This is a genomic window from Prosthecobacter debontii (assembly GCF_900167535.1).
Taxonomy (GTDB): domain Bacteria; phylum Verrucomicrobiota; class Verrucomicrobiia; order Verrucomicrobiales; family Verrucomicrobiaceae; genus Prosthecobacter; species Prosthecobacter debontii.
Genome location: NZ_FUYE01000003.1, coordinates 349375 through 373674 on the forward strand (window position 1 = coordinate 349375; position 24300 = coordinate 373674).

10 protein-coding genes are annotated in these 24300 nt (G+C 54.4%); 1 reads left to right on the plus strand and 9 read right to left on the minus strand.

Annotation, left to right across the window (positions count from 1 at the left end; genetic code table 11):
• Window positions 1-54: 54 nt before the first annotated feature.
• The 9 genes from B5D61_RS06290 to B5D61_RS06335 form a co-directional block, all read right to left on the minus strand.
• Window positions 55-1782, minus strand: a complete 1728-nt coding sequence (locus B5D61_RS06290) for an NADPH-dependent assimilatory sulfite reductase hemoprotein subunit (RefSeq protein WP_078812466.1) — start codon at window positions 1780-1782, stop codon at window positions 55-57.
• Between the two features lie 37 nt (window positions 1783-1819).
• Complete coding sequence (locus B5D61_RS06295) at window positions 1820-3616, minus strand: assimilatory sulfite reductase (NADPH) flavoprotein subunit (protein WP_078812467.1); 1797 nt, start codon at window positions 3614-3616, stop codon at window positions 1820-1822.
• A gap of 511 nt (window positions 3617-4127) precedes the next feature.
• On the minus strand, window positions 4128-6119 hold the full coding sequence (locus tag B5D61_RS06305) for a heavy metal translocating P-type ATPase (RefSeq protein WP_176159255.1): 1992 nt from the start codon (window positions 6117-6119) through the stop codon (window positions 4128-4130).
• A 70-nt stretch (window positions 6120-6189) separates the two neighbouring features.
• Complete coding sequence (locus B5D61_RS06310) at window positions 6190-6627, minus strand: hypothetical protein (RefSeq protein WP_078812470.1); 438 nt, start codon at window positions 6625-6627, stop codon at window positions 6190-6192.
• A gap of 51 nt (window positions 6628-6678) precedes the next feature.
• Complete coding sequence (locus B5D61_RS06315; RefSeq protein WP_078812471.1) at window positions 6679-9798, minus strand: efflux RND transporter permease subunit; 3120 nt, start codon at window positions 9796-9798, stop codon at window positions 6679-6681.
• Window positions 9799-9801: 3 nt separating this feature from the next.
• Complete coding sequence (locus tag B5D61_RS06320; protein ID WP_139373100.1) at window positions 9802-10920, minus strand: efflux RND transporter periplasmic adaptor subunit; 1119 nt, start codon at window positions 10918-10920, stop codon at window positions 9802-9804.
• Window positions 10921-10935: 15 nt separating this feature from the next.
• On the minus strand, window positions 10936-11286 hold the full coding sequence (locus tag B5D61_RS06325) for a DUF3147 family protein (RefSeq protein ID WP_078812473.1): 351 nt from the start codon (window positions 11284-11286) through the stop codon (window positions 10936-10938).
• A 20-nt stretch (window positions 11287-11306) separates the two neighbouring features.
• Entirely contained in the window at window positions 11307-12503 is a 1197-nt protein-coding gene (locus B5D61_RS06330) for a TolC family protein (protein WP_176159256.1), read from the minus strand.
• A gap of 102 nt (window positions 12504-12605) precedes the next feature.
• Window positions 12606-13052, minus strand: a complete 447-nt coding sequence (locus B5D61_RS06335; RefSeq protein WP_078812475.1) for a hypothetical protein — start codon at window positions 13050-13052, stop codon at window positions 12606-12608.
• Window positions 13053-13158: 106 nt separating this feature from the next.
• On the opposite strand from B5D61_RS06335, the gene B5D61_RS06340 reads away from it, so the two are divergent.
• Window positions 13159-24300: a tetratricopeptide repeat protein gene (locus B5D61_RS06340; protein WP_078812476.1), complete on the plus strand. Its 11142-nt coding sequence runs from the start codon at window positions 13159-13161 to the stop codon at window positions 24298-24300.

The following is a 24300-nucleotide window of genomic DNA, read 5'->3' on the forward strand; positions in this document are numbered from 1 at the left end:
ACCCTGACCAAGTCAGCTGAACTGATCCAGATCAGGGCTCAAGAAACAAAGGGGTTAGCCCTGCAAGGCTACCGCTTCCGGCTTGATGTTCTTGTGGAAGTCACCCCCTTGGATGGTTTTCTCCACATAACCGGCACGAATGACGAAATCACCGAAGTGCTCACCTTCCTGACGCTCTTTGGCGTAATGCTCAAGGATGGGGTCCAGGAGAGGCTTGATTTCGGAAGCGGGGACGTCTTTGCGATACAGCTTGCTCAGACGCTGGCCAGCGTGGCCACCACCGAGATAAACGTTGTAGCGGTTCGGACCGAAACCAACGAAACCGATCTCGGAGATGAACGGACGACCGCAGCCGTTCGGGCAGCCCGTCATACGCATGGTGATGGAGTCATGACGCAGCCCCACTTGCTCCAGCTTCTCTTCAAGCTGGGTGACGATCTCAGGCAGGAAACGCTCCGCTTCAGCCAGGGCCAGGGCACAGGTGGGCAGAGCCACGCAGGCGATGGTGGCCAAGCGCAACGCGCTGCGCTCATGACTCTTGGCCATGCCGTATTTCTCGAGCAGAGCTTCAATCTGCGGGCGCTTCTCCTTGCTGATCTTGGCGATCATCAGGTTCTGGTTGGCAGTCAGGCGGAAGTCGCCGTCATGGATCTTGGCGATCTCACGCAGACCGGTACGCATGGGGTAATCAGCCGTGTCGAGCACGCGGCCACCTTCCACAAAGAGGGTATAGTGAGAGTCGCCTGTTTCATCTTCCACCCAGCCGAAACGGTCGCCGTTGTCTGTGAATTTGTATTCACGCACAGGCTCCAGGTTGTAACCCAGGTATTCGTTCAGCTTGGCCAGGATCCACTCGGGGCCGTGATCATCTACGGTGTACTTGAAGCGGGAGTGTTTGCGGTCTGTGCGGTCACCGAAGTCACGCTGCACCATGACCACCTTCTCAGCGACATCGACGACCTGCTCCTTGGTGCAGTAGCCGATGACATCTGCAATACGCGGATAGGTGGCTTCATTGCCATGAGTCGAGCCCATGCCACCACCCACGGCGACGTTGTAGCCGACGAGTTTACCGTCTTCGACGATGGCGATGAAGGACAAGCAGTTGGCGAAGATATCCACGTCGTTGCTCGGCGGCACGGCGATGGTGATCTTGAACTTACGCGGCAGGTAGGTTTTGCCATAGATTGGCTCCTGCTCATCGTCTTCAGAGGTTTGCACCTTCTCACCGTCGAGCCAGATCTCGTGATAAGCACGAGTCGCTGGCGTGAGGTGAGCCGAGATGTCCTTGGCCGCTTGCAGCGCGTCGGCATGCACGCTGGAAAGGAACGGATTCGGATTGCACATCACGTTGCGGTTCACATCACCGCAGGCTGCGATGGTGTCCATGGCCACGTCGTTGATCTCCTTGATCGTGCGCTTCAGGTTGGTCTTGATGATGCCGTGAAGCTGGAAGGCCTGACGGGTGGTCAGCTTGATCGTGCCGTTGGCAAAGGTGTCGGCCAGCCAATCGGTCTTCAACCATTGCTCGGAGGTGGACACGCCGCCGGGGAGGCGGATGCGCAGCATGAAGGAGTAAGCCTTCTCCAAGCGGTGCTTGCGGCGGTCCGGGCGGAGGTCGCGGTCGTCCTGCTGATAGCTGCCGTGGAATTTGATGAGCTGCTGATCATCTTCAGACAAGCAGCCGGTGGAGAGGTCGGCCAGACCTTCGGCAATGGTGCCGCGCAGGTAGTTCGACCGAGTTTTGATGCCTTCGTTGGCGGAGAGTTTCTTTTCGCTCATAGGATTCAGGGGGGTTGGGTTTGCGAGCTGCCAGAGATTAATAAACGTCACGCTGATAGCGCTTGGCTTTCTTGAGGTCTTCCAGGTAGGCCTCTGCGGCTGCGTGTGATTTGCCGCCCTGTTTTTCGATGATGTGGAGAAGCGCATCGTTCACGTCGTGAGCCATGCGATTGGCATCGCCACACACATAGAAGTGAGCCCCGTCTTCCAGCCAAGCATAGAGTTCCTTGGCACGCTCCAGCATGCGCTGCTGCACGTAGATTTTCTCAGGTTGGTCGCGAGAGAAGGCGACGTCCAGCTTGGTCAGAGCTCCGCTGGCGAGGTGATCTTGCCACTCCACCTGATAGAGGAAGTCGAACATGTAGCGCTGATCACCGAAGAACAGCCAGGATTTACCCTTCTGCTCAAGCGCGGCTCGATGCTCCACAAACGCACGGAACGGGGCGACGCCCGTTCCTGGGCCAACCATGATGATGGGTGTATCACCGGAAGCCGGCAGACGGAAGTTTTTGTTATGCTGGATGTAAACCGGCACCTTGTCCTCAGTCTTCACCAAATCGGCCAGGTAGGTGGAGGCCACCCCTTTGCGCTTACGGCCATAGCTGTCATAGCGCACCGAAGCCACGGTGAGATGCACCTCATCCTGATGCGCCAGCGGGCTGGACGCGATGGAATACAAGCGAGGTGGCAGCGGACGCAGAATGGAAAGCAAGGTCTCAGGGGGAAGCCCCTTCGGCGCGAAGTCCTCCAGCGCATCCACGATCCCGCGACCATAAAGATACTCCTTCAGCTTATCTTTGGAACCGTCTTCCAGAAGCTTGGCCAGTTTCTTGGACTTGGTCACCTCCTGAAGCTTCACCAGCACGGAGCGGGACAGGGCGGTGATGTCCAAATTCTCTTCCAGGGCCAGCGAGAGTGCCTTGGCACCGACGTCTGGAACTTCGACCTTTTCAGAGCCATTGAGCTTGGCGGCTTTGAGGAAATCCTCGACCACATCGGGCCCGTTGCGGGGCACGATGCCGAGAGCATCCCCGGGTTCATAAGCGAGACCGGAGCCTTCGAGAGAGAACTCATAGTGCCAAGTCTCCTTGGCAGTGCCTTTGCCATTGAGCAACACGCGCTCCTTCAGCTCAGCCCCAAAAGGATTGGCCTTATCATACTGAGGGGCCACGGCCATGAAGGTCGGAATCGCAAAAGCCGGTGCGGCTGATGCCACTGGTTGTGCCGGTGTGAAAGCCGAGAGCGCGCCTTCCAGCCAAGTGCGGTGAGGCTTCTCATACTGCACATCGCAGTCCACACGATCATGGACACGCTTTGCACCGAGAGTCTCCAAGCGGACGTCGAAGTCTTTGCCCATCTGGCAAAACTTCTCATAGGAAGTGTCACCCAAAGCGCAGACCGAGTAGCTGAGCTTGGATAGATCCAGCGAAGCGCTCATGAAAGCCTTGTAAAAGGTCGCTGCTGTCTCTGGGGGTTCGCCATCACCCCAGGTGCTGATGATCACGAGCAGGTTCTCCAACTTGGCCAGCGCTGAAGGCTCAATGTCGGCCATGTTCTTCACCGTCGTCACCAAGCCGCGCTTTTTCGCTTCCTTCGCGGACAGGTCGGCCAGCTTCTCCGAGTTCCCAGATTCGGATCCATACAGAATGGTCAGCTTCACTGGCGCTGCCGATGCGGCAAGGGCAGGAGCCGCGCTGGGGAGCGTGCCTGCGCCGACATCTCCTGCAGAAAGATATCCCCCCAGCCAAAAGCGCTGGGCGGGGGTGAAGCTAGCGATCAAGCCATCAAGGGCCCGGCGCAGATCAGGGGAGAATGGAGCGTGCTCGGGAAGCATTTCGAGGGTGGTCTCTGGGGTGGTATAAAGGGTCAGCCAGCAACGCCGGAGCGAAGCGGGCGCATAGAGTAGCTAAAAACGGGCTGTCGTCGAGTAAACGTATGCAAATAGACGATCTTTCCCATGGGATTTAAGTAAATCCATAAAAAACGTTTTTTGTATGGCCAATTACCTTTCCTAACTCGCCCAGGCAACGAATTCTCAAACCATTGACAATCAATGCTTTAATCCAAATCCACTCGGTGGCTTTGGATGAATCCATAGAATGCGTTGTCACGCTGTTTGGGCGGCCTTGAGCTAAGCGTGCGGGCCCATCAGCAAGGAATTTTTTTCGGGCCGCAGATGATTTTGAATGGTTCCATCTCTCGCAAGGTGGTCTCCACGGAGGAATTCTCATGCGACGACGATCTCATGAGAAGCATTTCGCAGCCAGATGCAGATAGCCCCTTTTCCAAAGGATACAGACCTTAACAATCAGGCATGTTTTAAGTCCCGATTGGGAAATCAAATTTCAGATTCGCGCTTGGCTCCAGCGCCTCAGGCTTCCCGAGTCTTTGAGGAGGCGCAACGCATTCAAAATGACCAACAGAGTGGCCCCCGTGTCGGCAAGAATAGCCAGCCAAAGACTCGTATGTCCGGTGAAGGCTAGGATGAGAAAGAGCGCTTTCACGGAAAGCGCAAACCCAACGTTAAATTGAATGATCTTCAACGTGCGGCGCCCCAACAAGATAGCATCCGATACCCGAATCAAGTCATCCTTCATCAAAGCCACGTCGGCTGTCTCAATGGCGGTGTCGCTGCCGATGGTTCCCATTGCGATGCCTACACTGGCCAAAGCGAGAGCAGGCGCGTCATTGATCCCATCGCCGATCATGCCCACATGTTCATAACGTTCCTTCAGCCGACGAATGTGGGTGATCTTATCATCCGGCATCAGGTCTCCATATGCTTCATCGATACCCGCCTGCTTAGCGATCGCGCTCGCTGTTATCTGGTTGTCGCCACTGAGCATGACCACCTTCTCCACTCCCGCCTTATGCAACCGCTGGAGCGCTGATGGAGCTTCGGGTCGCAATGGATCTCCGATGCTCAGAATGCCTAACACCGCTCCGGGACAGTCGTCATGTGGAGCGTGGCCGACAATGACCAGGGATTCACCACGCTCTTCAATCTCATGTAACTTGGATTCGATGTCTGGGCTACACACTCCCATTTCGTGAGCCATCGCGTGATTTCCTGCAAAGTGGGGATGCCCTTCCAAAGTCGCTCGCATCCCACGTCCGGTGACAGATTGACTGTGCTCCGCTTCAGGCCACGACAATTTTCGCTCCCTTGCCTCGTTGATGACTGCCTGAGCTAAAGGATGGGAGGAAGTCGCATCCACGGCAGCAGCCCGTGCCAAGACGTCATTTTCTGTGAGGTCCGATTGAGGAAAAATACCCGTTACACGCGGCCGCCCCTGGGTGATGGTTCCTGTCTTATCCACCGCCAAAGCACGCAACCTGCCCAGGACCTCCAAATAGGCACCGCCTTTGACTAACACACCACGCCGAGCGAGAGCCGTCAGCCCTGAAACGATCGACACCGGAGTGGCAATGACCAAGGCACAGGGACAAGCAATGACCAGAAACACCAAGGAACGATATCCCCACTGCATCCAATCGCCTGAAACGACCAACGGCGGAATCAGCGCAACCAACAATGCAACCACAAAAACGGTAGGTGTATAGACACCAGCAAAACGATCCACAAAACGCTGAGCAGGTGCCTTTTGCCCTTCAGCCTCCTCAACGAGTCGAGTAATACGCGCCAACATCGAGTCATTCACCCGTTTGGTGACACGGATTTTCAAGGTGCCTTCTCCATTGATCGTGCCTGCGTAAACATGATCTCCCGGCTTTTTTTCCACCGGCATAGACTCGCCTGTAATCGGAGCTTGGTTGACGGAGGATGCGCCGCTAACGATCTCCCCATCGAGAGGAATGCGGTCTCCACTACGAACTTGAATTTCGATGCCTGCCTCGACCTTGCCGACAGGCATTTCTTTATAGCTGCCATCCGCCTGCCGGACATAAGCAACTTCGGGTGCTAGCTTGAGCAAAGACGCGATGGCTCGGCGCGCACGGCCGACGCTCCAGGACTCCAGCAACTCTGACAGCGCAAAGAGGAATACCACCGCCGCACCTTCAGCACCTTCACCCACCATCCAAGCGCCACTCACAGCCACCGTCATCAGCACATTCATATCCAGACGCCCATGAGTCAGCGCCTTCCACGCCGGAGGTACAACCAACAATGCCCCCACACCCGTGGCCGAGGCAAAGCAAAGTAGCGTGAGCGTGAAGCTCTGAGCCTGCAGCCATTGGAGCAGTAGCCCCAAGGCGAGAAGCACTCCTGACGCAGCTACCAGGAAATTCCTCGGCAATGAAGTTTCATCATGCCCGTGCTCGCAACCTCCGCACGCTTGCTTAGCCTCAGGATGGGAATGGGTTTCGGCACTCATAAGCAATAACATTCGAAGCTAGCCAGTCTGGAGCGCGTGATCATCGCGCCCCAGACCAGAAGCGACACGGTCACTCAGCCTTCTTGCACTCGCACACCCACTCGGCCTTGCCGCAACCGCTGCAGGTCTCGGTTTCATAGTGCATGCGAGCCGTGATGGACTTGCTATCCGCGGTGTCTTTGTACTGGACGATGAGCCACTGGCCTTCGGCGACAAGCGGCACGGTGAAGCCTTGGGCATCTTTGGAAACCTCAAGCTTGGTGGGCTTATCGCGATCACCTGTCAGGGCGACCAAGCTCTGTTTATCCACGGCCACAGGCTTCATGTCTTTATCCAGCAAGGCAATGTGGAACTTACCGTCTTTGACAGTGACCTCACCGTGCATGGTTTCGTTTTTGCTGAACTCGAGAATACGGCCTTTATTAGGCCCGAGTTCGACGCCTCCGTGGGCCAGCAGCAAACTTGTGGTTGCGATAAGGAAGAGTGACGTAATCAGTTTGGTTTTCATGGATTAGGTTTGGGTTGGATGGATGGAACACTTGGGTTATTCAGGCCATTTTTAATGCGCTGCAGGGGCCTGATTCCTCACAGCAGATTCAGCGGCCTTGCGGCCAAAGACGGAGAATACAGCGGGTGTGACGGCAAAGTCTAACAAGGTGCTGCTGACCAGACCGCCGACGATACACACCGCCACCGGATGTAAGATCTCTTTACCAGGTTCACCGGCAGCCAACACAAGCGGGATCAGGGCGATACCCGCGCTCAATGCCGTCATGGTCACCGGAACCAAACGCTCCAGCGTGCCTCGCTCGATCATGGCACGGCTGAAACCTTCGCCCTCATGTTTCATCAGATGAAGGTAATGACTGAGCATCATAATACCGTTGCGCGCAGCCACTCCACCGACCGCAATGAAGCCTACCAACGTGGCAATGCTGATGTTATTCACCAGCAACCAAGTGAGGACCAGACTGCCCATCAAGGCCAGAGGTAGATTTAGCATGACCTGGAGAGCCAGCATGAGGCTGCGGAAATACCCCCACAGCAGCATGACAATAACGACGACCACGACTGTAAACAGGAGCACGATGCGAGTCGTCGCCTCCTGTTGTGCCTGGAACTCCCCCTCATAACTGATGTAGTAACCTTCAGGCAGCTTGACGTTTTCAGTCACCTTTTGCTGGAGCTGAGTAACGAGCACACCAACATCTCGTGCGGTGGGTTTGATGCTGATCACGAAACGACGTTGGGTGCCTTCACGCTGGATGGCATTCGGCCCCTTGGCTTCACGCACCTTTGCCACCAGTCGCAGGGGCACCCGCTGCCCGCGGACGGTTTCAATCGGGAGTTCCGCAATCTTTTCGGGTGAATTGCGCAAGGATTCTGGCAAGCGGATGGCAAGTCCCACCGAACGCTGACCTTCCCGCAATTCGCCCACATTTTGACCACCGATCAGAGCGGACAAAACTTCATTCAACCGCCCCGGAGTTACTCCGTAGGCCGCAGCACGCTCACGGTCGGCCTCGATTCGAAGTTGCGGGATCAGCGACTGTTGGTCGAGCTTAGCATCTTGAAATCCAGGAATCTTTTTGGCTTGGCCTTGAACCTGTTCGCCCAGGCTACGCAGCTTCTCCAAATCAGGCCCAAAAATCTTGATCGCCACAGGGGCGGAAACGCCACTCAACATGTGCCCGATACGATCTGCCAACGGCCCTGTAAGCACACTGAAGGTCCCGGGAACGTTGCGGATGCAAGAACGAATATCCTCCAAGATTTCGCTGCGGCTACGCCCACCTCCGTCTGCACTTCGGAAATCGATATCGAACTCCGCTGTACTCACAGGCACGACGTGATCGCCGCGCTCAGCACGTCCTAACCGTCGGCCGACTTGTCTGACTTCCGGGATTTCCGAAATCAAAGACTCCACGATATCCGCTAAACGATTCGTTTCATCCAAGGAAGTACCAGGAGCCGTCGTCATAGAGACCAACGCCGTTTCCTCCTGAAATGCGGGCAAGAAATCTTTGCCCATGCGAGGATAAAGCGTCCCCGCAGCGAGCAATAATACCATGGTGATGCCCAACACTAAATAAGGCTGACTGAGGCTGAACCGCAGGATGGTATTTTTCAGCAGCCACTTGAAGGCACGCGTAAACCGCCCGTCATGATGCGCTCCCGGTTTCGTCTTTAAAAGCAATGAGCAGAGCACCGGAATCACCGTGAGGGACACCACAAACGAGGCCAGCATGGAAATGATGGTCGCGAGTGCAATCGGGCCAAAAAGCCTTCCTTCAACACCCGTCAGGCCTAACAAAGGAAGAAACACCAGGATGATCAACACGGTCGCATAGAGGATTGAGTTCCGCACCTCCCCTGAGGCTTGAGCAATCACCTGCACACGCTCTGTCATAGTGGTAGCACTGCTCTCCCGCAGACGTCGCCAGACATTTTCCACATCCACAATCGCATCATCCACGACCATGCCTATAGCCACCGCCAGCCCCCCCAGCGTCATACTATTGACACTGATCCCAAAAAGCTGAAACACCAGCACTGTGATAGCAAACGACAAGGGCATAGCCATTAGAGTGATGAACGTGGTGCGCGCATTCAGCAAAAAGAGGAAGATGACCACCACCACCATGATCGCTCCGTCTCGAATGGCTTCTTGAAGATTGCCGATGGCATGCTCGATAAAATCTCCTTGTCGAAAGAGCACGCGCGTTTCCACACCCTCCGGCAACGTTAGTTTGAGATCCTCCAAGGCTTTTTCGATCTGGCGAGTCAAGGTCAGCGAATCAAATCCCGGAGCCTTAGTGACACTCATGATCACACCACGCTTACCATTGACACTGGCATCCCCACGCATCGGTTCCACTCCCCAATCCACTTTGGCCACGTCACCGATGGTTACAATGCGATCATCATCATGACGAATCACCGTGCGTGAGAAGTCGTCCAGATTGACCGTCATCGCCAGATTTCGCACCATAATTTCACGCGTTCCCGCTTCGAGAAATCCTCCCGTAGTGTTCGTGGCAGATTCACGCGCAGCTCGTTCCAGATCCTCAAAGGTGACATTGAGGGCTTGCATCTTCATGGGTTCAGGCTGGATCTGCACCTGCTTCACACCACCGCCCATATTCAGCACCTCAGCCACACCCGGGATAGCCTGCAACCGCCGTCGGATGGTCCAATCAGCAAGACTACGAACTTCCATCGCTGGCACTTTGCCATCTGGGCTACTGACGCCGACCAGCAGGATTTCTCCCATCAATGACGCCACAGGAGTCAGAAATGGCTGAACGTCGGGAGGCAGGCTTCCACGGGCTCCTGCGAGACGCTCCTGTACAAACTGACGCGCCCGATAGATATCCGTGCCCCAAGCAAACTCGGCAAAGACCAAAGACAAGGAAATGTCCGAAGTACTGCGCAGACGAGTCAAGCCAGCCACTCCCATAACCGCACTTTCGATAGGTTGGGTGACCAAAGCTTCTACCTCCTCAGGAGCGAGGCCCGGGGCCTCGGTGAGGATGGTCACCGTTGGTTTGGTAAGATCCGGTAGCACCTCAACAGGAAGCTGGGTGACCGTGCGTGCCCCCATGACCAACACCAGCAATGCCACACCAATGATGATGGCCCTGTGATGCAGGGACCCAAGAATGAGACGATTGAGCATGGGTTAGTCACGTGAGGGGTTGCGTTTCCAAGAAACCAAAGCTAGCAGCACAAGCAGGATACCCGTGCTGAGCGCAAAAAGCGTCGTCAGCTCGGTCCATCCGTTGGCTGTGACTTTACCTTCACCTTCATGCTCATGATCGTGGTCATCCTCACCACCTTTGGCATCCTTCTTTTCAGAGCCATCGGCATTGTGCTCATGACCGTGTGCGGCATCCAGTGCTTCTTTCAGACTGGTGGTGCCTCCACCCGCAAAAGACAGTGCATAGGCCCCTTCGCTGACAACTTCATCCCCTGGCAGCAAACCGCTAACCACTTCCACATACTTGTCGTTAGACTCGCCAATCACGACAGCAGCTTTGACAAAGGCATTCGGCAGCTCGAAATCTTTGACAAAGACAAACCGATTTCCCCCTTCCCCTTGCAGGGCAGCCTTCGGAACCACCGGTACATTTTCTCGACTTGCCGTCACGATGCTGAACTCAGCTCGCATGCCAGGACGCAGACTGAGTTGATCATCATTGGGAATGTGAAAGGCAGCTTCCACCGTGCCGCTCTTCTCATCGGCATAAGCTCCCATGTGCGCGAGCTTAGCTTCAATGACCTTCCCTGGAAAACCTGGCAGACGAATGCGTGCCGTCTGACCTTTCTGAAGCCTTCCCGCCAGATGTTCCGGCACTTGAGCCGAGGCTTCGAGCTGTGTCAGATCCACAATTTCAATCAGGGCCTGCTCTGGTGAAATAGGTTGGCCCTGTGCGATGTCCACCTTGGCGATCAGCCCACTCATTGGCGCGGGCAGCATGATCGTCGGTGGTGGATCGCCAGGCTGGCGGCTTTCCACCCAAACGAGTTCATCTCCCTCATCCACCTGTTGATCGGGCAGAGCTAACACACTGAAAGCACGGCCCGCAATACGGCTGCTCACCACAGCCTTGCGGCCTGGCAAGATGTCCAGATGCCCAAGAGCGAAAATCGTTTCCTCAAAGGTGGTTTCCTCAGTCTCTGCGGTTTCCAGATGCAAGTTCTTGACACTATTTTCATCCAGAATGACACGCGCCTCCTCAGCATAAGACACGCATCCCAAAACTGACACGATGCATAATAAAAGTAGCCAATTTTTCATGAGTTCAGGCGTCAATTAAAGTTCCACGCCAGCCATCTTCAGCAGGCGCATGGTGAGAAGATAGAGGAGGACCGTTCCGACGATTCCCACCCCGAAGGCAGGCCAGAATCCACCGAGCTTCTTGATCAGCCAGGGCATCACCAAGAACATCGGCAAGGTTGGCAGAACGAACCAGAAGGTGCCAAAGGCATGTCGGCCAATCAGCCCAGAGTCCTTGGTCTCGACATAAAGCCAGATGAAGGCCAGCAAAGAGGTCAACGGCAGCGAATGGATGATGCTAGCGGCCGCATTGTTGCGTTTGGCGATTTCGGTCACGGTGACGATGACGCCCGCGCTGAGGAAGAGTTTGATCAAATAGTAAGTCATAAACGAGAGGTTTGGGAAAATCAGTAAGCTTTGCCCACCGCGGCTTCGTAACGGATGCGCGCGAGGTGGAAATCACGGATGGCGTCGAGCAACGCGGCCTCGAGTTCGAGGCGCTGATCACGTGCACGCAAGATCGTGAGCAGATCCGTCTGACCGGCTTCATAGGCTTTCTCGAGCCGATCGGTCTGCGTTTTCATCAAGGGTAGCAGCTTATCCCGCGTGTCTCGCACGAGCGTCGCATTGGCTTCCATCTCCTGATGTGCCGTTTGGGCCTCGTGGCTGATCTGTGAAGCCAGCGCTTTCGACTCCAACTGCGCCCGCTCCACACTTGCCCTTTTTTCGGCAATCTCACCCTGGTTACGATTCCAGAACGGTAGCGGCAGGGAGAAACGAATGCCCGCGTAGCCGGTATGCTCGGCGTCCTGTTTCTCACGAGCGGCAAAGACGCCCACGCTCAGATCCTGCCATCGCTTAGCATGAGCGAGATCCGCATCCGTTTGGGCCGCCACGACCTTGGTTTGGGCCAGCTGATAGTCGGAGCGCTTTTGCCAGGAAGCCTGAGCTGGAAAGGTCAGCGGAGGCAAGTTTCCTTGCAGAGTCAGCGACTCCTCCACCGCTAGGCCTAACATCGCTTTGAGCCTGCCTTTCAGACTCACCGACTCCGCTTCGATACGGCGGCTATCCGAGAGTAAACGCTGGGCATCCACCTGGGCCTGCACCGCGTCCAGGGCAGACAACTCCCCAGCCTCAGCACGAGTGGCCGCAAATTCTGAGAGCTTGCGTGCGAGAGCCGTTTGTTGCTCCCGGAGGGCTCGTTGTTTATCCAGAGCCAAGAGCTTGACCCCAAGCTCTAGAGCTTCGCCAATCAGCCGACGCTGCACCTCCATCACCTCATATTCAGCGGCCATGACCAGCTGCGAAGTTAACTGCTTCTCCAGCCGGAGCCGACGCGTGAGGGGAAAGTTTTGATCAATCGAAAAAGTCACTGAGCCAGGACTGACTCGACTTTCATACTGAGCTTCGAGTCCCGCTGTGGGATTCGACAGGCGTCCCGCGCCAAGCTGGCGTCCCTTAGCCTCATCCACCGCCAAACGAGCGGCTTTGAGGCTGGGATGGTGGGACTTCACGCGTCGTGGGATACTCTCCAGATTAAGCGTGAGAGCCGGGGCAGACGCAGCCCCTGAAAATAACAAAAGGAAGATGAATAAACGTGACATAAACAGCGAAACAAATGAAAAGGTCGAACACAGAAAATCCGTGCTTTGATGCGTAAGCATACCAGCACCGCCATCATCGTGGACGGCAGTGTTTCACCTGTCTCAAATCACCAACGCAATGGTGCGTGTCAGCACCTGCGGCCAACTTCGACCCACACCGCCATCTTCACGCGGCGGAATGTACTCGGAGGCCCGATCCTCACTCAGTGAAAGCTGCGGAGTCAGGGGCTCAAGCAAGGCCACAACGACCAAGGCCGGGATCACCACGTGAGCGACCTGACCCAACTGCTTCTGAGCCTGCACCGACTCCTTGTAAGGCTGATGTTCCTGGGAATCATCGCTCTCAGGATGATCCTCCTGATCATGCGCGGATGACAACCCGAGATGGCAGGTCGTTCCATGTGGGCCATGGCAGTGGTCGAATACCGTGATCTCAACCTCACCCCCACAATCACAAATGAATCCTCGATTCATCCCGAAGACTTGAGCCCAACCCAGCGCCAGCAGCGCGAGGCAGACAAAAGTAAAGCGGGTGACGTTTGAGCGCATTCCAGAGCAATTACGTCTATGACATCGGTCTTTGTCAAATGTTCATCTTCAGCGATGACACGCTTGGTGCTTGAAGTTTCCCCTCAATTTCACCTAAAACGAAGCTATGTACCGACGACTTGTTTTTCTCTCATGGCTCGTCACCAGCACTCTTAACGGTCAAGCGCCAGAGATACCCGCCGAGGCTAAACGTTATCATGACCTTTTGAAACGGCGGCCCCAGGCTGGCACTCTCTTTGATCGTTTCCATGATACTTGGTTAGAATCCGCCTCTGCAGATTCCCTGCTCGAGTTTCTCAAAAACCAAGCGGCACGCTCTGATGCCTCGGCTTCAGACCACCGTTTACTTGCCCTTCTACAGTCGCGACGCGGGCAGGACGCCGACGCTCTCCTTTCCTTGGAGACAGCGATCAAACTCTCTCCCATGGATGCTGAGGCCTGGTTCGAAAAAAGCCAACTGCAAGCCCGAGCTCTCGACTTCGACGCCGCGTTACAGAGCTTAAAACAAGCGATGGAGGCCGGTCCGAAAGACCTCCTTCGGGTCGAGATCGCACGTGAACAAGGCAAGTTTTTACTCCGGCTCAATCGCACAACCGAGGCATTACAAACATGGATAGAACTCACCAAACAGCACCCTGACGACCTCGACCTCACTGAAGATGTGATCGAACTCATGGCCGAGGAGGGTCTTTACTCCGAAGCCTCCAGCGAGGCCCAGCACCTGGTCGAACTCACTCGCAATGCCTCGGAAAAACTGACGCGCCAACTGCGCTGGGCCGATCTCCTTCTCCGAGCCGAAAAGCGAGACGAGTCTCTGAAAGTTCTGGAAACCTGCTTGGCTCAAAGTGGGCAGGACTCATGGGTCGAAGCTGATGTACTGGCACGCCTGGATCAAATGTTTCGTCGTGAAGATGATCTCGAAGGACTCAAAACTCGTTTGGAAGCCCTGAGCCAAACCCACCCACAACGTTCTCAAGTGGGCAAGGCCTATGCCAATGCCTTGGCTGAACTCGGGGAAGCCACTGAGGCCGCAAAAATCTTTCGCGACTTGCTGGCTCGTAATCCTGGCAAGCGTAACCTTCAGGAAGATTACATCGCTCTTCTTGAGCAGATGGAGCTTATCCCCGAAGCTGCTGAACAAGCTCAGATTATCGTCAGCCAATACCCCGAAGATAAGGAACTTTTGATCCGGCTGGCTGGACTACAACATCGCCAAAAAGACAACGATGCAGCCGCTCAAGCCACTCTCGACGCCTATCTGGGAAAGAGCCAGGTCAATGGGAAGACTCCTGAAACGGATCAACTGCGGGTGGCTCGGCTGTTAGAAGCTTGGCAATTGCCTGAAGCCACTCGGAAAGCCTATGAAACCCTCGCTTCCGCGTATCCCGAAAGCATCTCAGCCCAGGAGGCTCTGGCTCACTATCTTCATCGCGCCAAAGATCATCCTGCTGCATTGAAAGTCTGGACGGAGCTTGCCAAAAACGGTCAAGTGGAAGACCTGCTTCGTATCGGGCAGGCCCTGCTATCCCATGGACTTACCGTGGAGGCAGAAAAAATCCTCAGCGAGAAAGAACAAGCCTTCGCTCAAGAGCCTCGTTTCCTCACCTTGCTGGCTCAGCTTGCTTTCGCTAACAAAAAGCCTGATCAGGCAGTTCGACTCCATCGAGCCCGACTAGACCTCGGTCCAGATGCCGCACCTCTTCAAGAGTCGGTCCGGCAAGCAGCTCAAGCGATCCGTGATGCTCACGCCTCTGAGAAAACCATCTCCGAACTGCAAACTCATACGGATCGTTTGACGCTACCTTACCGTTGTCTGCTCTCTCAACTTCTCGATGAGGCCGGACAGGAGGACGCGGCTCTGGCAGCCCTGGAAATGCCTCAGGCGTCCCCCAGCGACTCGCTCGCGCTCGGCCTTCAGAAGGTCCGGCTCCTAGAAATGCGCCAAGACTTTACCCGAGCCCAAGAGACTTTAGCCGAAGTCATGCGACTCCCCACCGGCCTAACGAGTGATCACACTCGACAAATGGTCAAACTATGCCGTCTCTCTCAGAGCTATGACCAAGCCATGGTGGCCATCGCCGACTGGAAAAAGCTATCCCCAGGAGCCGTGCAACCCTGGCTCGAAGAAGCCGGCATCCTGATGGAGCAAGCCAACCAGAATGCCGCTTTGGACGTTCTCCGCACCGCCTCGCGCAAGTTCAGTGACAACCTCGAGGTGATGGAGGCTCTAGCCAACGAACTGGCTAATGGCGGGAAAACCCAAGAAGCCTACAGCGCCTACATGGCCCTCTATGAGCAAACGGAAGACCCCATTGCTCGCCTCCGCCTCTTGTATCCGCTCGCACAGATGTCTTCGGTCACCGGAGGCCTGCCTCGTCTTCTCGAGGAGTTTCAGAAACGCCAGCGGCAAAACCGAGCGAGCGCTCTGCCATGGATGGCCTTAGCGGCCATTCATGCGGCGACGAATAATGATGAAGAGCGTCGCCGTTGCCTTTATGAAGCTTCTCGTCTGAGGCCCAAAGATCTCCCCCTGCTAACCGAGATTGCCCGTATCGAGGAGGAAAGCGGCCTGTATCCCGAAGCTCTGCGCACACTTCAAGCTGCAGCTTCTCTGGACAGTACGAATGCCACCAAGAGCAAGATGGCATCGCTCTTGATTGAGACTGGCGATGAGGAAGCCGGTTACCAGCTCATGTTCGAACTCATGAACACCGATCAGGCGGATGCACGAGTCATCGAAAAAACGGCTGATACTTTAGCCGCCAACGGTCGATGGGATCTCACGATCTCTTTTCTGACGCCCCTGCTCGAGCGCTTTCCGAATGACTATCGACTGCATTATCTCCACGCCGTCGCCCTGGAGGAGGATGGCCAGCAAACCAAAGCGATTACGGCCTTCATTCATATGCTTGGCATGCATGAGGAGATTCCATCGATGATCTCTGCGCAAGCTAACTCGAACGCTCAATGGCAAACCTACAGTGGAGAAATACCCGATCTACCTGAAGGCACGTCTGAATGGTCAAAGCTCCCTCAAGTCGCGCAATTAGCCTATCAACACCATCAGAAACAAAGAGGCTATCCTCCATCGACCTTTTCGACAGTGGCACCAGGAGGACAATCCGCACTCACTAATGGGTGGGTCCTGCAGCCAACGAATGTGACGAATCTTTCCGCCATGGCTCTCTATCACTTGGTGGAGATCGGCCAGGGAATGAATGCAGATGAAAAGGCCGCTCTGGCCCGTCGTTTAGAGACCGCTGGCATCCGAGACAGCTCCCTACTCCTGGAGATTCCCATGTTTGAGGGTGCCATAGGTATTCCGCCAGACCTCTTGGCTGCTTATCCTGACCATGCGGCACTCCATGCCATCTGGCTCATGAACATCAATCAGTTTGAAGGGGATGTAGTCCCAGGACTGAAACGTTGCATGTCTTTGTTCAAGGATCGCTACCCTCGTCTGGCAGTGCAAGCAGCGATGGCCGCTCTTCGATTCGAAGACGACAACGCTGCCCAACTTGTCCAAGAGGGACTCAGGATCGCCGAGTCCATACCCAAGGCAGACGCCGTCTTAGTGAACAATGTCTTGAGCGCTCTGATCGTCCATAGTCAGCGTCAAAAGAACGCAAAGCTCCACCCTCTCTTGGATCGCATCACCACACTCGCAATCAAGTGGTCCAAAGATCTTCTCGATGAACCGGTCTCGCCACAATCTTTCTGGAGTGCCTACTCGTTGATTTTGCACCTGGGATTGGTGAATCGCTGGAATGAACTCCCCTCTCTACTAGAACAGGAAAACAGTCGGCAGCTTCAAAACTCTGCGCATCTAATGCTGCAATCCAGTGCTTACGGTCAAGCCTACTTACAGCCGAATTTTCTACAGCCCATCTGGAGCCAAACGGATGTCTCGCCAAATCTCGCCAACATTATTCTTCAACTCGGCTACGCCCGCAACAGCTACCACCCTTTTCGAGGCACCTTAGAAAAAAATTCTCCCGAGGTTCAAGCGGGTCTTCAGAAGGTGCTCGATGGTCTAACCACTCCAGGTTTAAGAACACTGATCCAACTGAGGTTGAATACCGAACCCAAACTCATCATTGAGTCTCTTCAGAAAACACTGACGGACTCCACACTGAGTGCCGATCACTGGATATTCGCCGCATGGGTAGCTCAACAACTTAAAGAGTGGCACCAAACTCTCGCATGGCTCGGCGAAGCGTCTCGACGACACCCGCCGGCACATGTCCAGAAGATGATAGATAACGCCATCTTCATGGCGGGGCAGAACCATAGAACACTTTCCAGCGATGAACAACGCATTGTCCGAGATGCTTTCAGGCGGGCTAAAGCCAACTATTCAGCAAGCCCCCAACGAGACACATTGATTGCCCTCGCAGCAGGCCTTGACCTCCAAGATGAAGCGGAAGATCTCCGACAAGCCCCCCAGAGATCGACATCTGCTCGACAACGCACAAGGGGAGTAAATCCTTATTCACGCCAATTCTCCCAGGCACAGCGATCAGCCTCCCCGACACTGGTCAAACTCCTATCGAAAGAGAATCATGCAGCCGCTTTCAGGGAATTCCGTCGCTCCGTTAAAGCCATCGGTCAATCCTGGTTGAGCCCCTATTCGGGCAACGCGCCCAGCCTGGCGGAGGAATTGAGACGCACGCTGGATAAGCAGCAAGTCACCGCGCGCTTTTTGGAACAACTGCAAAACGAACCGAAATCCAACGGCAAGGAACTGCAAGAACGTGGAGCTTTCTTCGAGCTGTTCGGCCAAACAGACGCAGCGATCCAGTCCTACTCGGCGGCTCTTTCGTTAGCACCTCGAGCATGGGATGTCCGCGCCCGATTGGCCATCTTAACTTCAGAATCCGCACCCCGTGAAGCGCTGACGCACCTGAGCGCCATACCATCCTTCGAGTTACGCCAGATTTTACAGAGATTGAGCAACGATATCAGCTCGGGCTCCGGTCAAGGCAGGACCTTTGCGAAGAGACTCGCCACTATCCGCCTACTCACCGCCTACGTCTCCCAAAAGGCGGACTCGAAAAGGCGCATGGATCCCATGTTGGCGGGTATCTTGGCTCAGATGCCTTATCAAATTCAGCAAGGTGAATACGATCCCCTCCGCTTTCCAAGCCTTTATGAGTCGTCCCTGTCAGAATCTTTGACGGAGGATGCCGTGCACGCTCGGGAGCAACTTCGCGCAGCCTACAAAGAGTTCTGTCTGGCACTCATGAAGGTACCGATGCTGTGCATGAGCGGCTTTGCCCCCTATGCCGGATTGGCGCTAAAAGAGGGTCAGCCCATGCAGACACTCGAACCCGTTGCCCTGGAAGTGCTGGACCGTCAGGCTCTCGCCCTACGTTACACGCCCGCTATGCGCCATTGGTTAGGCCGCTCTCACAACCGCTTCATCACCCAAGGAGATCAAATCACAGCTCCCCAACCCGAGGACATCTTGGTTCGACTCTATGCTGAAAGGGGGCAACTGGCCCCCCTCGAAAACACAGTAATGCCTCTCTTGAAAAAAGCCTACGGTGATTTCGCCGAACAACAAGCCCGTGCCTACGCTCGCCTTTACCTATGCCCTGAGTCCGAGTTTCTCAAAGCTGCTCGCGATTGGCTTCAAAGCCAGTCAACGGGAGCCGATCCAGGTAGCGGTCAAGAAATAGCCCGCATTTGGTCTCACCGGAAGCTTCAGACGCCCATTCATGAAATTTATCTCGAGCGGATACGGGAAGCCAGTTTCAGCACGCCTAGCAGTGAGCTTCAAAGCTACCTGAATATCTTGACTCTAGCTGGACGGGACCAAGATGCACGCACCTTCATCCAACAAGTGCGTTCAGAGTGGCTTGGCAATAGCCCAGAAGAGCGGACGAAAACTGTGGACGCATTTGTCCAACGTCAGATGTCGCAAAACCGGGGTAACCACCTATGGATGGGGTATAGCAATGATGAAGCATTGATGAAAGTGAATGCCTACCTAGCTTTGCTTCGTGAGATGATGGAAAAACAACCTCGTTTCTTGGCGCTCAGTTTGATCAAAGATGACGGGTTGCTTGAAAAACCGTATGTCTCCGAACAGATCAGCTATGCCTTGACCAGTTCCAACGTAGCCCAGAGCTCGCTTCCGGAACTGCTTCAAGTCATGGAAGCGCTCAATTTCCTGGCTCCAGCCAAGTCATTCCGGACCTGGAAATCCCCCACTCGTCAACAGGAGAGCTTTTTGAAAAGTTACTTAGCCGCATTTCGCTCGGATTCCTCGTCTTCCTTGATCGAGTCTCTGGCAAAGCGTCAGCCTTTAGAGTTTGGTGCGGAGTTTCTGATGGCTGTGCTTCAGCCGGACAGTGAAAAGCGACTCTCGGCGATCAATGACTTCTTCAAAAAGCGGGGTCCTGAGTTACCCGAAATGAGCGAAACGGCTCGTTGCGAATTCAGCGCTTTTCTCAAACAGCGTTTACCCGGCTTCCCATGGAGTCTTTCCGCTGAAGCTCAAGCCACACTCAGCCCAATCAAAGAGGCCGAAAGGGCTCAATCCAACCAAATGGCCGATACAGTCCTAGCCGCAAAAACATGGGATGCTCTAGCGATTGAAAATTATGACTTCCAATCCTCCCTTGTGGCGGTCATTGACGACGTTTCCAGCCAGCATCCAGAGAAAGCACTCCAACTTCTAAAGCATGCCGTGACCTTGCTCAAGGGTAGCCGAGAGCAACTCCAAGCAAGCTCCGTCTCATCAAGCCCGATTTACCGATTGATAACGGACATGGGGCGGGTTCCTGCCTTGATGAAAGGCGTCTTGGACATTGCACGCGCCGAAAACTTTCCTCCTGAATGGATTGATCAGTACAGAAGTGCCATGACTCGGAGTGATCTTTTGCAAAGACCTGACTATGCACTCACGCTCTTCAAAGGCACGCCATTCGTGGCTGAAGCCGAAGATTTCAGTTCGATCGCCTTGAATGATCGGTATGAGGGCAGCCTTCTTGCGAGTATCTTGTCCAGGCTGAAAAATAATCAAGGTATCGCATCCAGTGAGAAATTGATGGCGGATCTGCATCAACGGCAACCTCGGACATTCGGAGAAGATTTGACTTTGGCACTGATGACGGGCCTGCCTATTGAACTCGAATCCTTCATCCTTAAACGAGCCGACGACTTCCCCAAACTTGCCCCGGCAGAAGCCAACAGCTTATTGGCCACCTTCATCGCCAAAGACCGCAAGTATAACGTTCCAGCACAGCTCGAGGACAGGCTGAAAACCTCTCTAGCTTTTCTCTACCAAGCGCGAGATCAGGCCGACGAAGCAACGATTGATCGATTATTGAACGCTCCATCCCTACAGGACGCAGGTCGCAGTTTAGGAAGCGTGGACGAGTTAGCGTCTCTCCTCCGGCGCGTATCGAAAGTCCACCCTGAACGAAGCTCAGTGCTTTTTGGGAAAATCACCCTGCTCATCTCTTCCGCAGATCGTCAGCAAAACAGTTCTTCTCGTCTGGCCACGAGTGCGCTGGGACAGTGGCTGGCTCAATGCGCCGGCATTCCCCAGACCTTCACTCTAGCTCTCCAAAGAGCTGAAAACGAAGGTATTCTCGATGAGGAGGATTGGATACGTCAAGTAGCACAAAACATCGGCTACAACAATGGTCTCTTGAGTGGCCTGGAGATGATTGAACTCCTGAAACACTCGTCATTCATCGCAGATCTTGAAACCTTCCGTTCCTACCCCATCAAAAACGATCCACGAGGCTCTTGTTTCAGCTATGTGACACACGGAGTTAGAAATGGAAACGCCTCACTCCCCGAAGTGGAAGAATGGCTTGAGCAACAGCCTGAAACTTTTGGTCGGGATCTGTTTTTATGGGTGATCCAGCAGAAATCCAAGAACGATCTCCTAGATCTGCTCTCCAAATATGAAAAAGCAATCAGCCAGCTCTCTGTCGAAAAACGGCAAGAGGTCACCCCCGTGATCGAGTCCCTACTCTCCCCACTCGCGATTTACCTTCAAGACCGACCCTCGCTACAACCCTTGTTAGCCCATCAACGGCAACAGGCTAAGGATGCCAAGGAAACGCTTCTCGCCATTCAAGATTATGGCACGCTCCAGCAGAGTTATTCAGACCGTGATCAGCTTGCTGCCATCCTGGTCAAAATCGTCCAGTGCGATCCGGCGGGTGCGGATCAAGTGATTCAACATCTGCTATCTCATTTCGATCTTGCAGACCGAAGAAACTCGGGCACTCCGAACCCTGCATACACTGAGTCTGCTTATTTTCTGGCAAGCCTCAAGAGGGATCCTGGCTTATGGCCGCTGATGTCCCGTGAAGCTCTTGCACGAGACCTGCACCAAAACAAAGACTGGCAGCAAAACGCGAGCTGCATCCATTACTTTTCTACCGCAGGCATGGATCCTCGACTGGCCGAAGATGCATTGACTCGTTGCGGCCTATTCAACGATGCTGCGGATTTCAATCCCCTCGTTGGCTTAGGCCTACCGGGAGATGTGAGTCTCTTGCATTACCTTTCCGAACGACTGATCAAGCTAAGCTTTGCCAAACCAGTTCAGGAAGCGCTGCAACGAAGAAAACATGCTTCATTCGGATCCGACCTCATCCAGACTTTTTTAGCCGGTGACCGAGACAAAGCGCTCAATCAGTTTGCCATCCAACATGGTGCTGATTTTCAGAAAATGCCGGTGGAGATTCAGCGCACCCTTGTGGCTTCGATCCAGAATCAGTGGCCGTCTTTAGATAAAACCAAGTCACTGCCAGCCGAGACTCAAAAACAATTACAACCGATCCTCGACATTCGAGAAGAAGAGAAGCGGCAATTCGCTGAGGACATCCTCAAAGCTAAGGCGTTTTCAGACTTCAAAATGAGCGAAAGCCGTTTCGCTGAGGCATGCAAACGACAGATCCTTGAAACTCTGCAAGCCGGAAACGCCGAGCGCGCTGTCGGCCTATTCCATCAAGCCACGAGCATCATTGTCAATCAAGACACCCAAGGTGGTTGGAATCTGTTTCGTTCGTCAGAGGGGCTATCGCTGAAAAGCACCTTTTTTCTCAGGTGGTTGACATCCACAGATTTCACGACACTGGCTTTCGGTCTCAAAGTCCTCAATGAAGATCAAACAGGGCAACTAGTCCATACAGGATGGCATGGAGACTATGGCTGGGGGTTCACACTCTTCCAAAAATGGCGTCAGCACTTGGGCTTAGCAGACCCTGCTCATGCGCTGGAGCAGACATTGAATGAGTTAGCTCAAAAAACGGAAGATCAGCCTGTTGCCTTATTAGGCCTCGCTTTCCATCAGATGATTCTGCGCATGACAGGGTCTGACGTTCGACTCGCCAGTGATTGGGCTCTTAAGCTCCCTGCGGAACATTCGCTCAAGGCACTGGCTCAAGAATTCCACTGCGCCGCCAAGTTGTATTTAGAATCCCACCCGGATGGAGTCGGTGACGATGGCACCTGCATTCTTGCCCATACCGACAGCCAAAAGAAACTGTGGGCACACTATCGCCAGACGATCTTCAATGAGAAGCTCTCTCCGCAGGTTAGGATCGCCGTCGGTTATCATCTTTGCATGAATTATCCTTGGGTGGTTCCTGCAGATCTCGTCCTGCCGCTAGCCAAGCTGATTGCCGACGAAAACCTTCAGATGCATTCGGTGCGAATGACTTCGATTGCAGCCGTGATACGCTGCATGGCTCGACTCCCCGTCACGACGGAATTTCGGAAAATCGCAGAATCCTTGTGGGAAGGTTGGATGAAACGTCAACGGTTGGCGAGTAGTTCATCGACAGCTCAGTTCAGCGTCGGCCTCAACGACACCCACCTCTTTGCAATGCTGCAATTAGCTGGACAATTGCAGCGTGATGAATGGATCGACATACTCTTCGGCAAAGCCAAGCACCTCCAACAAAATCGCTCGACCATCGCAGTTCTCACCTACTCGGGCTATCCTGAAAAGGCGGCTGAGTTACTGCAACGATTTCACTTGGAGATGACCTCCTGGCAATCTGGCATCTACTCATGGCACCCAGACTTGCGCAAACATCTCCCTGCCCTCAAAGCAGCCTGCAAAGACGCTGGTGTTGCTTTGTTGGCTGAGATGATTGTCCTCCAAGCCAGTGATCCAGCTCCTCAGCTCCTCCGGGCTTTTGGCGAAAAAGAGACCCTAGACCAACGCATCGGAAGCCTGGCCTCCAAGGTTGTTTCCACATCATTCTCTGATGATCGCGTGCAACTTCATGCGGCAAGCATAGTAGCCAATTACGCTCCAGAGCAGGCCATGACTCACCTCGCCGATTTCTTCATGGAAAACAGTTCCAGGTTTTCGATCGAGCGAATCACACCACTTCAGAGCGGTGGAGACCGTGCCATGATGGCCTATCTCAATGCGACGTATATCGTGATCCAAGCCGCGAAGGGTAACACGACCCCTTGGCAGCTCACTTTTAAAACTCCTCGCAGTTCCTCCTCAAGTGACGACTATCTGATGCGCACCATCGCTCACTACGCCACCGATCAAATCACCACGCTCTGGCAACAGGGGCAAGCGAGAGAGGCTAAGATCTGGTTGCCTATTTTCGAAACGACGCTTTCGCGTTTTGGAAAGAGATTCTACCCGGAGAAGCTCGTCGGAGCAGCCTATATTATGGCCACGCAGACTCCCGACGGATTAGCAGCTTGGAAAGCACGTCTTCCAATCGACCAACGTCTTCAAGCTGAGGAAAGTCTTCGGTCCTACAGCCTCATTTTAGAGAAAGCGGCTGCCATCTGCGGTTCCTCTGGCGATCCGAACCGTCTCAGCGATGCAAAGCGCATCGACCTGGTCATGCAGCTTCTTCATGACAAGCATTTCTCAAACCCCTTCGAACTGCTCGTAAATATCATCCATAAACACAAGCTATTGAGTGTGGATGAAGCCTTGACTCATGGGGAGTCGATCTATCAGACGACACCCAACAACATGGATAAAATTTTACAACTCGTCTCCTGCGGTGTGGACCGGGGTCGCTTGAAGGAAACCCTGACTTTAATCGAAGCGTTGGAGAGGTCGTTCCAGGGTCGAAATCTGAACTATGTCACCTTGCTGAAAGCCCAAGTGCTTGTCCGCATGAGCGACAAAGCGCAAGCGAGCAGCGCACTCAGCCAACTCACCCCTTCGAACCTTGACGAATCGCAACGCAATCAGGTGACAGAGCTCCAAAAGCTCATCCAGGTCATCAAGTGA